Source organism: Vibrio sp. ArtGut-C1, assembly GCF_002105475.1.
Lineage (GTDB): Bacteria > Pseudomonadota > Gammaproteobacteria > Enterobacterales > Vibrionaceae > Vibrio > Vibrio diabolicus.
The window spans coordinates 69188-82410 of the sequence record NZ_NCTH01000025.1 but is presented as its reverse complement, the minus strand read 5'-3'; the positions used below and the strand labels follow the sequence as shown (position 1 = coordinate 82410).

Here is a 13223-nt window from a genome sequence, read left to right as displayed (position 1 = left end):
AGTTTCTGTTGAGGAGTCAGTGTAATTTTCATAGTTCGTAGCATGATCCTGATTCTAAAGAAAATCAAGCATCTTCAATGATCACGGGTATAGTTCCACTAAATCACGAATCGCATCTGATAATTGTGTGAATGTAGAAAATCCGTTTAACAATGTTTCATTTGCTTCGTCGATTTTATTATTCAATAGCAATTTCGCGTATTCATTGTTAAACGCACTGTATTTAACCCAGGCACTTTTTACTTTATTGAAAGCGTCTCGGTCGCGTTGATCCCACAGTCCTTTCTCATATTGGTCTAGATATTTATCAATTTTCTGTTCAGATTTTTCTAATCCGGCCACCCATTCCATGAATTGAGGGTGATTCACATTGGTTAATAAAGAGAATTCATCCTTTCTTAAAATTCCGAGTTCAATTTCGGTATTTTTTACGAGCAATACGCTAGGTACGGTGGTTTCAGAAAATACGGTAAGCTTTCCTTCTATCATATTGATTTCAGATGTAAAGAAAACGGAGAGAGCGATAACAGATAACGAAATGATCAAAATCAGCGCACTGATTTTATACTTGATACTTAAATTAGAAAGTTTCATAGACTCACTGATAATGGGGGGTTGAAAGGCTCGGAGTCTATTACTGAGATTTGAAATATAGTGTGATTGATGTCTCAAATAAATTTATCGTGAATAAAATTAAGTCGTAATCTAAATGTTCATAATTAAAATAAATCCTTGTTATTTATAAAATTAATTATAATTTTATAAATAAATGGAAATTAATAATGTGTTTCAATTTAGTGTTTATAGGAAAATTAACTGTTACATGATTATTATTTATTTTATCCCGATTTTTGTTTCTTATTATAGCGTTTGCTAATGAAACTTAGATCTTGAACATAAAATACATTCTTCGTCTTTAATATAACACTTGAAAGTAACCGTAAGTCGAGGCTTTCATACTCAAGGCTGACATACTGTTTAAAACGCTAAACCACTTTAACTGCAAACGGCGATGTCGTTGCGGTTTTAAATGAGCAATTGCTTCACATTTTAAGTGGCTGATTCGTAAAATGGATTGCGGTCGGCCATGACAATAGGCAAGGTGTTGAATAATACGAATCACTCATATAAGGCCATCCATGACAACAACTGGTCACGTGCATTTTTATATTGGCACTTACACCAACCCTCCGAGTACGAGCACGGGCATTGCGCGTCTATTGCTGAACACTGAAACGGGTGAACTGACTCGGCTTGACGATGTTGTAGTTCAACGTAATCCGTCCTATCTCACGACCACCGAACACGGGCTGTATACGTTTAGCGAAATGGATAGAAATGAAGGTGCAGAGCTTGCGTTTTTTCGCGGTAGTGAATCTGTCTATTTGCCGATTAATGGCGATTATCCGTGTCATTTGGATATCAAAAAACCGTTGTTGGCGGTGGCTAATTATGGCTCTGGAAATGTTAACGTATTTCAATTGGATCGCGATGGTAAACCGCTTAGTTTGTTGACGGATTTATACGTTGATGGGTGCGGGCCGAATTTAGAGCGTCAAACTTCTCCTCATGCTCATCAAGTCATGTTTTTAAAGCGCAGTGATCAATTGGTTGTCGTAGACTTAGGCAGTGATAGCGTCCTTATTTATGATTACGAGGCTCAACAGTCGGATTTTTCACTGTCGCAAGTGATTCATTTACCTGCAGGTTCGGGACCGCGCCATGTGGTGTTTAACCAACAAGAGTCGACAGCGTATGTGGTTTGCGAACTGTCAGAAACCTTGATTGTGTTGGTTAAGCACCAAGATAAATGGCTTATCTCGAATCAAACAGAATTATTAGAAGGGGAAGAGAATCAGCAAGCGGCGGCGGCGATTCGTCTTTCACAAGATGAAACGTTTTTGTATGTCTCTTGCCGAGCTCAGAACAAAGTCAGTGTGTTTGATGTGTCTGGCGATACGCCCAAAAGGCGAGCAGCCATTCAATGTGAAGGGGCTTTTCCACGAGATTTTGTGTTGTCTCGTGATCAAAAGTGGTTGTTGGTTGCCAATCAACATTCCAACAATGTGGTGAGCTTTCGTCGCAATCCTCAAACAGGGGAAATTACTGCAACGGGTTATGACTGTGAGATAGGCTCTCCAGTGTGTATTGTCGAACACCTTTGTAACGATTAACGCAGAAGCAGCAGGAAATAGAAAAGCCTAGCGGGCGGCTAGGCTTTCAGGATAAAAACAGTTAACGCCAATCTTCAACGTACAGTTAGACGTAAATTTTGCCTTTCATATACAACACACCATCACCAGATACATTGACGCAATCCTCTTTGACTTCGCAGTACAGAACGCCACCACGTGCTGATGCTTGATACGCCACTAAAGATGCTTTGCCGAGCTTTTGCGCCCAATATGGTGCTAAGCCTGCGTGGATTGATCCTGTGACAGGGTCTTCATCTCCGCCGTTTGCTGGCCAAAAGTAGCGAGATACAAAGTCGTATTGACTGCCTTTTGATGTCACGACGACATCGTAAGGGGCGAGTTGTTTCAGTTGGTCGGATCGATATTGAACATCAAAAACGGTTTGTTCATCCTCCACGATAACGAAGTAAGCTTGCGGGCTAAGCAGTACGTGTGTGACTTCGCAGTTTAATCCCTCAATTAATTGCGTAGGAATGGCGTTGACGGGCTGTGGCACTCTTGTCGGAAATGTCATTTCAATCTTGCCAAGTGCGTTCTTAATTACGGTTAAGGTGCCCACTTTTAATGTGTGAAACTCAATACTTCCTGTAACGCCGAGTTGGTCGAACAACACCATGGAAGCAGCGAGCGTTGCGTGTCCACAAAAGTCGATTTCTGTGAGTGGAGAAAACCAGCGTACTTCATATTGATTCGTACCAATCGTTTTAACAAACGCGGTTTCAGAGAGGTTGTTTTCCGCTGCAATGTTTTGCATTAGATCTGGTTCTAACCACTCTTGCAAGGGTACAACTGCGGCTGAGTTGCCTTTAAATTGCGTGTCTGTAAATGCGTCAACGACGAAGATATCCAGTTCCATTTTGTCTTCTTTGTTCTATAAGTGGTTAGTTAGCATAAACCAGATGCAACTCAGAGAATAAGAAATTTATGTTTGAATCTTAAAGTATCAAAATAGACGATGGTTTTATATTTTGTGATACTTATTGATGTATCTTGGCTTGGGTTGATGAATAGACTTGAATTGAACTCATTGAAAGGAAGAAACACATGAAAGCGATTCACAAGTCTGTTTTGGCCCTTAGCGTTTTGGTTATCGGCTCTGCCCATGCTTTTGAACTAACGAGCAAAGATATTCAAGAAGGTCATCCAATGGCGAAGACATTTGAATATTCAGGTTGGGGATGTGATGGTGCGAACCAGTCTCCACAACTGATGTGGAAAGACGTTCCAAAGGGTACAAAAAGTTTTGCGATTACCGCGTACGATCCTGATGCACCAACAGGCAGTGGTTTTTGGCATTGGATAGCGTTTGATATTCCAGCCTCAGTTAACGAGCTGCCTCGTGGCGTTGATATCAGTAAGCTCGGCGGTAAGGAGTCTCGTATCGATTACGGTACTACTGGTTTTGGTGGCGCATGTCCTCCAGAAAAAGATGGTATGCACCGCTACCAGTTTACCGTTTGGGCGCTGCCGAGTGATAAGTTGAACTTGGATGAGAACACGCCAGCGGCGGTTGTAGGATTTACGTTGAATAGTGTCGCATTGGACAACGCGAAGTTAATCGCGACTTACACGCGATAATTAAATACTTAAGGGGAGAAGATGGGGCATCAATATCAAGTGACGCTGTTTCGTGCGGAGCAGCAGCAAAAGCTGCGTAACGTCAGGATTCACTCCCCGAGTATTATCCAGATCATTAAAGGAAGTAAGCGTCTGTTTTGGAAAGACGAAGCGTTTGATATTCTTCATCCTAACATCATGCTTTGTGAAGCAAACGCTTCGCTGAATTTTGAAAACCTTCCTCAACAAGGGCGTTTTCTCTCACGAATGTTCAGTTTTCACTGTGTACCTAGCGATGAAATGTTAGAGCTGAGTGTGAGTAATGCATTGGGAAATTACGTCCCAGCGGTGGAGACAGACAAAGCACTGCAAGCGACATTAAATGCCTTGTTTTCTTTTGAACGGGAAAGTTTAAGTGAAGCGACGCAACGTTATTGGATGATGGGGTTGTATCAGCAGTTAGCAGAGCGAGGACTATTGCATCGGCTTTTCGCGAGTTCCAATACCTCGTTCAGTCAGAAACTCAGCCGTTATCTGTCACGCTCTCCGGGCGATGACCATCCTTTGGAATTTGTTGCTGAGCGCTTTGCTATGAGCCGAGCAACGTTGATACGCAAACTCAAGCAAGAGGGCACTCAGTATCGGGAGGTGCTGGCAGAAGTGCGCTTAAATCACGCACTCTACCTGATGCAAAATGGTTCATACAACGTTGCGTTACTCGCGCAGTTGTGTGGCTATCAATCGGAAGGCCGTTTTAGCCAACGATTTAAAGGGAAGTTTGGTTTAACGCCCAGTGAGTACATAAAAACTGTCGTCAGTTAGTACTTAATATTGCTGTTTGGCTCGATCTTTTATGTTTCCAATTTTAGCTCTGGTATTTGGTTTTCATCCTCAGTGCGACGTTAACCAAAGCAATCAGAACAGGAACCTCGATTAGCGGACCAATCACGCCAGCGAATGCTTGATCGGAGTTCAGGCCAAATACAGCAATGGAAACCGCGATCGCCAGCTCGAAGTTGTTGCCCGTCGCCGTAAAAGCGATGGAGGCATTTTTATCGTAGGGGATGCCCATTCTCTTCCCGATAAAGAAGCTGGTAAAAAACATCAATACGAAGTAGATCGCTAGTGGGACTGCCACGCGGAACACATCCATTGGCAGTTGTAAAATCATCTCTCCTTTGAGGCTGAACATCAGCACTATGGTGGCGAGCAAAGCGATCAAAGTAATGGGTGAAATTCGAGGAATAAACACATCGTTGTACCACTTCTCACCCTTTGCAGCGACTAACCATTTACGACTGAGAAAACCAGCGAGGAACGGAATGCCTAAGTAAATCAATACGCTTTCTGCAATGTCACCCATGGAAATATCAACCACAAAACCTTCGTAGCCAAAGAACGGTGGAAGTACGGTGATGAATAGCCAAGCCATAACGCTGTAAGTCAGAATTTGAAATGCGCTATTTAATGCCACCAAGGCCGCGCCATATTCTTTGTTGCCGCCGCCAATATCATTCCACACTAAAACCATAGCGATGCAGCGTGCAAGGCCAATCAAAATAATGCCAACCATGTAACCCGGATGATCACCAAGAAAGGTTAAAGCAAGAACGAACATCAGGATTGGACCGACTATCCAGTTCATAACCAGAGACAGCGTGATGGCTTTTTTATCTCTCGTTACCGTTCCCAATAGACCGTAGTTCACCTTGGCGAGTGGTGGGTACATCATCAAAATCAAACCAATGGCGAGTGGTACGTTCGTACTACCAATTGACATTGCTTCGTTCCATTCTGCTACTTGCGGGTAGGCTGCGCCTATCCCCACGCCGATGGCCATTGCGACAAAGATCCAAACCGTTAAGTAGCGGTCAAGAAAGCTCATTTTTTCGCTGGCACTATTTAAAACTTCAGTCGTCATAGTGGTCTCTATTCGTTTATCGTCGAAAGGCGATATATAAGGTTATAGTTTATCTTTGCGCGCATGGAAAGCGCGCAACGTGTCTTAGCTAAATAAACCGGAAAATTGAGCGTTAAACGCGTTCAGTTTTTCACGTTGAATGCGGTAACAAACCTTTGGCGGGTTAGGTTCTGCACTGATAAACCCTGCCTGTTTTAGAATACGTAAGTGTTCTGATACGGTCGATTGCGCTAAACCTAACTCAGAGACTAAATCGCTATTTAAGCAGCCGCCCATAGTGTCTAAAGTGTGAAGAATATGCAGAATGCGTAAGCGAGCAGGATGAGACAGCGCTTTTGCTTGAGCGGCGAGTGCTTGCTCTTTATCCAGTTGTTTTTGTGTGGCTTCAAAAGCAATTTCGCATGTTTCGCTGCATTTGTTGCTCATGAGCAGACCTTTATAGTTAATCGTCGAATTACGATTAAGTGTACGTGTGCTTTTTCTAAGGCGCAACTGTTGGCAGTAAAAAAGCAGAACTTAAAGATACGACGAATTGGGGGTGTGGTATCAGGAGCTAAGTTCTGCTTGGGGGTTAGGTTATGAACAATTTTCTATATTTCCTGCTCGCTAAATCAGTATGGTGAAAAAAGGGGAGGCGAAAAAGAGAGTAGATTTCTTCGCTTTATTCCTGATAAAACCGAATTGGTGGGGTTTTCCTACAATATAGGGACGAAATGCTAGTAAAAGGGGAACAAAGTGTTTGGAAGTTTTCTTATTTTATTGCCGCCAAGTTCAGTAAAATACGCCTATCCAATGACCTCCTAGAGCTAAGGTACGTGCGGTGTCTGATCTCAACTTATTTCGTTATTACCAACGCTTGCTCTCTTTTGGTGTTGGTAATGAAGCAAAAACCACGCTGCAAGAAATCGCCGATTTGTTGTTTACTTCGCCTCGTCATGCGCGCAGTTTGCTGGCGCAGATGCAAGAGATAGCGTGGTTAAGTTGGCGACCAAAACCGGGACGGAACCAGCGTTCAACATTGTTGTTAAACGTTGAACTCAGCGCGCTGAAAGAAAGCCTTGCACTAGAGCGGATCAAGCTTGGTAAGTACGAGAAAGCGCTCGCGATATTAGATGAGGATGAAGTTGCGTTTGGACGTTTATTGAAAACAACGTCAGGCGCATCGGTTCAAGAAGGTCAGCTCAACATTCAACTGACCTACAAACGTATGTTCGAGCGTGTGGTTCCACATCAACTGCAGCGAAGTAGTGAACGTTTTTTGCTTCGCCAAATTTATTGTTGTTTGGTTTCAAGCGATTACAACGGACAGGTGCAGCCAGAGTTGGCTCATCATTGGCGTTATGATGACCGCTTGTACGAATGGACATTTTATCTTCGTCCGGGTCTGACTTTTCATAATGGCAACCCAATTGATGCTGAAACGGTTGTCAGTTTGTTCGCTAAATTAAGCTCTTTGGAATACTACGAAAAAGAGCTGGCGCATGTTGCCAACATTACGGCACTTAATCCATTGAAGGTTGTTTTTAAGCTTAACCGACCTGACTTGGGTTTTGCTGGACTTATTTCTGGCGTGAAATATGGCATTCAGCCCGTGAGTCAGGTGAACGTTGCTAACAACAAGTTGGTGGTGGGGAGTGGTCCATTTTCCGTCGTTGAGCACAGTGAAAACCGTTTGAAACTGCAAGCGTTTGATGGCTATTACGCGTGTCGAGTATTAACGGATTTTGTGACGATATGGATCGTCAACGATGAACAGATGGAAAATCCATCGCTTGCCGCAAACACATTGCAACCAGAACCTGATTCTGCTGATGACATGTGCAGCCACTATATGTCGACGCCAAACAGTGAAGTATCACCAGCGAGTAAACGCAGTCGAACGGAAGACGGTTGTTTGTTCGCACTGTTTAACCATCATGCAAAGCACGCTTTGTCTCAGGCCCAGCGCCGATACATCAGTGAATTGATTCAACCTGAACTGCTAGCTGACGTGATGCGTAATGAAAACATTATATTTGGGAGCATACCTGCTTATAACTTATTGCCTAACTGGAAGCCAGTGTTGCGCCCCTTTGGAGATGCGGTCAAGTTGCCAAAGCTGATCACCATCGCAGGGTACAATTACACGGCGCTACGCCGGTGCGCACGAGCGATTTCTTCGCGTTTAGAGCGTGCGGGCAGCCGAGTGGAGATCGTTATGTACTCCTACCGTGAACTGAGCGAGAAAGCCAAAAACGGCACGCTAGATGAGACTCTGGTTGTCACCAATATCAACTTGGACGATAACCGTCATGCGTCTGCGTTTAGCAACTTCTTTAGCAATGCCGTGCTTTACCACACCTTGGGGGTGCAAAATGCGGCGTGGTTGGATGCTCAAATGGAGAATGTCCGTGCATTCTCACCGCTTGAAGATTACCTGAGCGCGTTAGAGCCGATTGCGTCCACTTTGATTAGCGAGTATTGGATTGCACCGATGTTCCACCATACTCAGACGCTACGTTTTCAAGGGGTCTTGGAAGATGTCGCACTCACAAACTGGGGATGGCCAGACATACGATCCGTTTGGTCTGCGGACTGATCAAAACCGCCTGAATGGCGGTTTTTTGTGTCTGCAATTTGGTGAAAGCCAGTGACGTTTTTATTTTTTCTAGCCAACAAGTGTGATGCTTATCTACGTTTGAGCGCGAGTGATCAAGAAACGGTCCGAAATGAACTTTGAAATTAATCACGAATTATATCGAGTCAATAGGTCTAATGTGATCTGATTTAAATAATGTAACTTTAAGAATATTTTCGAGAAGGTGATTGTATTCAAAATTCGTCTATTGACTTGTTGCTCAAATAAAATTTGTAGATTTTTTACGTGTGGGATTTTTGAGCTCTGTCCATTTAAACAAATTGACAGGCTTTAAAGTGTGACTCGAAGCGCAAAAGTAGCTCGGTTGCGCGGTTGGGACTCTGTTATTGATAATTAACCCATCAGATGACGAACTGTTGATAGGGTTAAATATGTTGTACGAGTTAATCGACCACGAACTAGTAGATGTAATTAATGATCGCGCTTACCAATGGCAAGATGCGGTTAAAAAGACCACTCAATACCTAGAAAATAAAGGTTACGTCTCCCAGCATTATGCTGATGCAATCATCCGTTCAACGGAAGAAAACGGTCCTTACTATGTGTTATGCCCTGGATTGGCAATGCCTCATGCCCGACCTGAAACTGGTGTTTTAAAAACAGGCTTAGGCATCCATATTTTCCCGTCACCTGTTGATTTTGGATCGGATCTCGGTCCGGCCAATATTCTTATTACCTTAGCTGCGAAAGACTCTGATACCCACATTGAGGTGATTCAAGCGTTGAGCGAGATGTTTGTGGATGAAGAGAACATTGCAAAACTGGCACAAGCCTCTTCCAAAGAACAAGTGCTAGACATAATAAAAGCATACTAAAAGGAACATAACGTGAAAGCAAACATGCGAGCTAATGTGCAAGCCTTCGGAGGTCATTTGACCGCCATGGTGCTGCCAAATATCGGAGCCTTTATCGCTTGGGGCTTTATTACTGCACTCTTTATTCCCACGGGTTGGATGCCAAACGAAGCCTTTGGCGAACTCGTGGGGCCAATGATCACTTACTTGCTGCCACTTTTGATTGGTTACACCGGTGGTCAGATTGTTGGTGAAAAACGCGGCGCGGTAGCGGGGGCTATCGGTACGATGGGCGTGATTGTCGGGGCTGATATACCGATGTTTGTTGGCGCAATGATCATGGGTCCACTGAGCGCTTGGATTGTGGTGCAAGTGGATAAACGTATTCAACACCGCATACCTTCTGGTTTTGAGATGGTCGTGAACAACTTCTCGTTGGGTATCGTCGGTATGTTGTTGTGTTTGTTCGCCTACGAGATTGTTGGCCCTTCAGTCACCGCAGCAAACTTGTTTGTGAAATCAGGCATCGAAGCGTTGGTTGCGACGGGTTTCCTGCCTCTGTTAGCGATCATTAACGAACCAGCAAAAGTGTTGTTCCTGAACAACGCCATTGACCAAGGTATTTATTACCCACTAGGCCTGCAAGCGGCCTCAGAAACGGGCAAGTCCATTTTCTTTATGGTGGCGTCTAACCCAGGCCCAGGTCTTGGTATGCTGCTGGCTTACGCTAAGTTTGGTCAGGGTTTATCTAAACGCTCTGCGCCAAGTGCCATCATCATTCACTTCTTTGGTGGCATTCATGAGCTGTACTTCCCATATGTACTCATGAAACCAATCATGATTGTGGCAATGATTGCTGGTGCGGCAACAGGCATCGCAACCTTCAACCTATTCGATGCAGGCTTGGTCGCGGGTCCAAGTCCAGGCTCTATCTTCTCTTACCTTGCTCTTACTCCGAAAGGTAGCTTCATTGCGACCATCGCCGGTGTGACAAGTGCAACGATTGTCTCTTTCTTGGTAGCAAGTGCGATTCTGAAAGTGAGCAAATCAGAAGAAAAAGAAAGCGAGTTTGAGAAATCAGTTTCTGACATGAAAGAGATGAAAGCAGAAGGCGCAGTTAAGCCAGTTGCAGCTGCGACGACGCAAGAGCCGAGCAAGCCAATTTCATTTGTCGCATTCGCATGTGATGCGGGTATGGGCTCTAGTGCAATGGGCGCATCGACCTTCAAACGCAAGCTGGTACAAGCTGGGATAGACATTGAAGTGAAGAACTTCGCCATCGAGAAAGTCCCGAGTGAAGCCGACATCGTCGTGACGCACGAGAGCTTAGAAAGCCGCGCAGTCAACGCGACAGGTTTACCAGTCGTAACGATCAAGAACTTCCTCAACGACCCAGCGCTTGACGAGCTGATGGATAAGATTAAGCAACAAACGGTCGCGACTGAGCAACCAGCCTAACAATGCAGTTTGGGGCGGCAGGTATCGCCCCAATTAGGAGAGAAATCATGGTACAAACAACGGCAGCGGTTATCTGTGGTGAGAAAAACGTTCAATTAAGAACCTTTGATTTACCAAACATTTCAGCCGACGAACTTCTGGTTAAAAACATTTCAAACAGCATTTGTCTATCCACTTACAAAGCAGCATTGTTAGGTAGCAAACACAAACGCGTTCCTGAAAACATTGATGAAGTGCCAGTGATGACTGGTCATGAATATGCAGGTGTGATTGTTGAAGTTGGTGAGAACCTAAAAGATCAATACAAAGCAGGCGATTACTTTGTACTGCAACCAGCAATGGGTTTGCCTACTGGTTACTCAGCGGGTTACAGCTACGAAACCTTTGGCGGCAACGCAACGTATTCCATAATTCCTAAAATCGCTATCGACTTAGGTTGCGTTTTGCCTTACCACGGTGACTACTTTGCAGATGCGTCTTTGGCTGAGCCAATGTCTTGCATTATCGGTGCGTACCATGCGAGCTACCACACCACGCAATACGTGTACGAGCATGATATGGGCATCAAAGAGGGCGGTGCGTTAGCGCTTTTGGCGTGTGCTGGCCCAATGGGCATTGGTGCGATTGACTATGCGATCAACGGCCCGGTGAAGCCAAAACTGATCGTGGTGACGGACATCGACGCCGCGCGTTTAGACCGAGCTGAAAGCCTCATTCCCGTTGCAAAAGCCAAAGAGCAGGGCGTTGAACTGCACTATGTGAATACCGCTCAAATCGACGATCCGGTCGCGTATCTCAAAGCACTCAACGGTGGCAAAGGCTACGACGATGTAATGGTCTACGCGGCTGTTGCTCAAGTGCTAGAACAAGCCGATGAGCTGTTGGGTAACGATGGCTGCCTAAACTTCTTCGCAGGCCCAACCGATAAGAATTTCAAAGTGCCGTTTAACTTCTACAACGTGCATTACGAATCAACCCATATTGTAGGGACGTCCGGTGGCTCAAAGGGTGACATGGTGGAATCTATTGAGCTTTCCTCACAAGGCAAGATCAACCCGTCTTTCATGATCACCCATGTTGGTGGCTTACAAGCTGCACCCCATACGATTCTGAATCAGTTGGATATTCCGGGCGGTAAGAAGTTGATTTACCCACACATTGACCTGCCATTGACCGCGATTGATGACTTTTTATCGCTGGCAGACCAAGACCCGTTCTTCGCCGAATTAGACGCAATTTTGAACGCCAACAACTATGTGTGGAACGCACATGCAGAAAAAGCGTTACTTGAGTTTTATGACGTGAGCTTAACGGTTTAGTTGCAACGAATTTGTGTGGTAGCCTTTGCGCTGCCACATAATGGAGAGGTCATAATACGTTGTCACGTGAAGACGAATTACTGGAGAAACTGGACGAGTGCAAAAATGCCACTGCGTTTCTTCGGGTTTCTAACAAAATAATTAACCTCAAGTTAAAAGCATTACTTCCGAGCGTGTTCGTCCAAGACGACCTTGTGAAGGAGTATGCTGTGGATCCTTTATTGAAAGAAGATGGTCCGTTGGTGACGACCGATGTGGTATCAAAGTTGATGTTTGCAATGGGCAAAATCTCTTTGGAAACTTACGCCGATATCGGATTGTACGATCAGGTCTTGGAGTACGTAGTTAGCCAACCTGAGAAAGTCGAATTCGCGGATGACGTGATTTACGATTTCATCAAAAACCAAGCGGTACTCTCTTCTCAGCAAGACAGCTTTTATCTTGAGTCGATCAATCAGCTTAAGTTCTCTTCGTTTGAGTCCTTTTCGCAAATGAGATACGAATCTCTCATCAAAACAGTGTTGAAGCTGTCGTGTGAAATGTTGATAGAAAGAATCGAAGGGGAGATCAATCAATAAGGGTTCACCATGAAAGTGAATTTAAACGTCAGTGGTTTTGAAACCGAAGCTACCTTTCCTGATGCCGACGTAAAGCGAATCCATCAACCTCTTATCGAAAAATTTACCCGTCTTTATCATGAGAAGCAGGAACGCATTGTGGTGTTCTTGTGTGCCCCTCCGGGCAGCGGTAAGTCAACCCTTGCTGCGTTCTGGGAATATCTCTCTGAACATGATGAAAGCCAAGAGCCTTTACAAGTGCTGCCGTTTGATGGTTTCCACTATCCAAATGAGATCCTCGACAACAATACGATTGAACGAGATGGCGAGCTCGTGCCTCTGCGCAGTATTAAAGGCTCTTACGAGACGTTCAATCTCACCGAGCTTATCGATAAGCTGAAACAGCTTAAAGTGAAAGACAGCAAATGGCCTTACTACGACCGTAACCTGCATGATCCGGTTGATGATGCCATTCAGGTTAGCCGCAATATTGTCGTCGTCGAGGGCAACTGGTTGTTGCTAGATGAACCAGTATGGAAAGAACTACATCGCTTGGCCGATTTCACTGTGTTTATTGATACCCAAGCGGAGTTTCTACAAGAGCGTTTAGTCAATCGTAAGATTCGTGGTGGTACAGATCCAGAAGCTGCATTGGAGTTTTATTTGAACTCAGATGCCGTAAATGTAGATAAGGTTTTAAATCACTCAATTCCAGCGGATCTCACGCTGTTTCTCAATCAAAACGGTTCGTTCGACATTCGATAATTCGTCCGCAACTTAGGAG

The 13223-nt window shown here is 44.6% G+C and carries 13 protein-coding genes; 9 read left to right on the top strand and 4 right to left on the bottom strand.

The genetic code is table 11. From position 1 onward, the window contains the following. Positions 1 to 81 precede the first annotated feature (81 nt). On the bottom strand, positions 82 to 594 hold the full coding sequence (locus B7360_RS18840) for an MCP four helix bundle domain-containing protein (protein ID WP_254048136.1): 513 nt from the start codon (positions 592 to 594) through the stop codon (positions 82 to 84). Positions 595 to 1139: 545 nt separating this feature from the next. Between B7360_RS18840 and B7360_RS18830 the strand changes: the two genes are divergently transcribed. Continuing rightward, the gene (locus tag B7360_RS18830; RefSeq protein ID WP_085344349.1) at positions 1140 to 2174 is read left to right on the top strand and encodes a lactonase family protein; all 1035 of its coding nucleotides are present in this window, start codon (positions 1140 to 1142) and stop codon (positions 2172 to 2174) included. Between the two features lie 85 nt (positions 2175 to 2259). On the opposite strand, the gene B7360_RS18825 is transcribed toward B7360_RS18830, so the two are convergent. Next, complete coding sequence (locus tag B7360_RS18825) at positions 2260 to 3051, bottom strand: PhzF family phenazine biosynthesis protein (protein WP_085344348.1); 792 nt, start codon at positions 3049 to 3051, stop codon at positions 2260 to 2262. A 188-nt stretch (positions 3052 to 3239) separates the two neighbouring features. Between B7360_RS18825 and B7360_RS18820 the strand changes: the two genes are divergently transcribed. Together B7360_RS18820 and B7360_RS18815 are read left to right on the top strand one after the other, a co-directional pair. Beyond that, positions 3240 to 3773: a YbhB/YbcL family Raf kinase inhibitor-like protein gene (locus B7360_RS18820; RefSeq protein WP_085344347.1), complete on the top strand. Its 534-nt coding sequence runs from the start codon at positions 3240 to 3242 to the stop codon at positions 3771 to 3773. A gap of 21 nt (positions 3774 to 3794) precedes the next feature. Continuing rightward, positions 3795 to 4574: a helix-turn-helix transcriptional regulator gene (locus tag B7360_RS18815; RefSeq protein ID WP_085344346.1), complete on the top strand. Its 780-nt coding sequence runs from the start codon at positions 3795 to 3797 to the stop codon at positions 4572 to 4574. 43 nt (positions 4575 to 4617) lie between these two features. Here the strand turns inward: B7360_RS18815 and arsB are convergent, their stop codons facing one another. Both arsB and B7360_RS18805 read right to left on the bottom strand, forming a co-directional pair. Beyond that, positions 4618 to 5673 (bottom strand): ACR3 family arsenite efflux transporter, encoded by a 1056-nt coding sequence (arsB, locus tag B7360_RS18810; protein ID WP_085344345.1) that lies wholly within the window; start codon positions 5671 to 5673, stop codon positions 4618 to 4620. Positions 5674 to 5757: 84 nt separating this feature from the next. Continuing rightward, positions 5758 to 6099: a helix-turn-helix transcriptional regulator gene (locus B7360_RS18805; RefSeq protein WP_005391232.1), complete on the bottom strand. Its 342-nt coding sequence runs from the start codon at positions 6097 to 6099 to the stop codon at positions 5758 to 5760. Positions 6100 to 6493: 394 nt separating this feature from the next. Between B7360_RS18805 and B7360_RS18800 the strand changes: the two genes are divergently transcribed. The 6 genes from B7360_RS18800 to B7360_RS18770 all read left to right on the top strand — a co-directional run bounded on the left by B7360_RS18800 (position 6494) and on the right by B7360_RS18770 (position 13204). Continuing rightward, the gene (locus tag B7360_RS18800) at positions 6494 to 8251 is read left to right on the top strand and encodes an SgrR family transcriptional regulator (RefSeq protein WP_085344344.1); all 1758 of its coding nucleotides are present in this window, start codon (positions 6494 to 6496) and stop codon (positions 8249 to 8251) included. Between the two features lie 431 nt (positions 8252 to 8682). Then, positions 8683 to 9126 carry a PTS sugar transporter subunit IIA gene (locus tag B7360_RS18790; protein ID WP_005391226.1) on the top strand — a complete coding sequence of 148 codons (444 nt, stop codon included), beginning with the start codon at positions 8683 to 8685 and terminating at the stop codon, positions 9124 to 9126. A 12-nt stretch (positions 9127 to 9138) separates the two neighbouring features. After that, positions 9139 to 10563 carry a PTS mannitol transporter subunit IICB gene (locus B7360_RS18785; RefSeq protein WP_101911927.1) on the top strand — a complete coding sequence of 475 codons (1425 nt, stop codon included), beginning with the start codon at positions 9139 to 9141 and terminating at the stop codon, positions 10561 to 10563. A gap of 47 nt (positions 10564 to 10610) precedes the next feature. Continuing rightward, entirely contained in the window at positions 10611 to 11882 is a 1272-nt protein-coding gene (locus tag B7360_RS18780) for a zinc-binding dehydrogenase (protein ID WP_085344343.1), read from the top strand. A gap of 59 nt (positions 11883 to 11941) precedes the next feature. Then, positions 11942 to 12460 (top strand): MltR family transcriptional regulator, encoded by a 519-nt coding sequence (locus tag B7360_RS18775; protein ID WP_085344342.1) that lies wholly within the window; start codon positions 11942 to 11944, stop codon positions 12458 to 12460. A gap of 9 nt (positions 12461 to 12469) precedes the next feature. After that, positions 12470 to 13204, top strand: coding sequence for a nucleoside/nucleotide kinase family protein (locus B7360_RS18770; RefSeq protein ID WP_085344341.1), 735 nt, complete (start codon positions 12470 to 12472; stop codon positions 13202 to 13204). Positions 13205 to 13223: the final 19 nt, after the last annotated feature.

Bases quoted from the DNA above. Each gene is read 5' to 3' on its own strand.
- B7360_RS18820 (WP_085344347.1), top strand. From the start codon at position 3,240: ATGAAAGCGATTCACAAGTCTGTTTTGGCCCTTAGCGTTTTGGTTATC.
- arsB (WP_085344345.1), bottom strand. From the start codon at position 5,673: ATGACGACTGAAGTTTTAAATAGTGCCAGCGAAAAAATGAGCTTTCTT.
- B7360_RS18840 (WP_254048136.1), bottom strand. From the start codon at position 594: ATGAAACTTTCTAATTTAAGTATCAAGTATAAAATCAGTGCGCTGATT.
- B7360_RS18805 (WP_005391232.1), bottom strand. From the start codon at position 6,099: ATGAGCAACAAATGCAGCGAAACATGCGAAATTGCTTTTGAAGCCACA.
- B7360_RS18825 (WP_085344348.1), bottom strand. From the start codon at position 3,051: ATGGAACTGGATATCTTCGTCGTTGACGCATTTACAGACACGCAATTT.
- B7360_RS18790 (WP_005391226.1), top strand. From the start codon at position 8,683: ATGTTGTACGAGTTAATCGACCACGAACTAGTAGATGTAATTAATGAT.
- B7360_RS18770 (WP_085344341.1), top strand. From the start codon at position 12,470: ATGAAAGTGAATTTAAACGTCAGTGGTTTTGAAACCGAAGCTACCTTT.
- B7360_RS18830 (WP_085344349.1), top strand. From the start codon at position 1,140: ATGACAACAACTGGTCACGTGCATTTTTATATTGGCACTTACACCAAC.
- B7360_RS18815 (WP_085344346.1), top strand. From the start codon at position 3,795: ATGGGGCATCAATATCAAGTGACGCTGTTTCGTGCGGAGCAGCAGCAA.
- B7360_RS18780 (WP_085344343.1), top strand. From the start codon at position 10,611: ATGGTACAAACAACGGCAGCGGTTATCTGTGGTGAGAAAAACGTTCAA.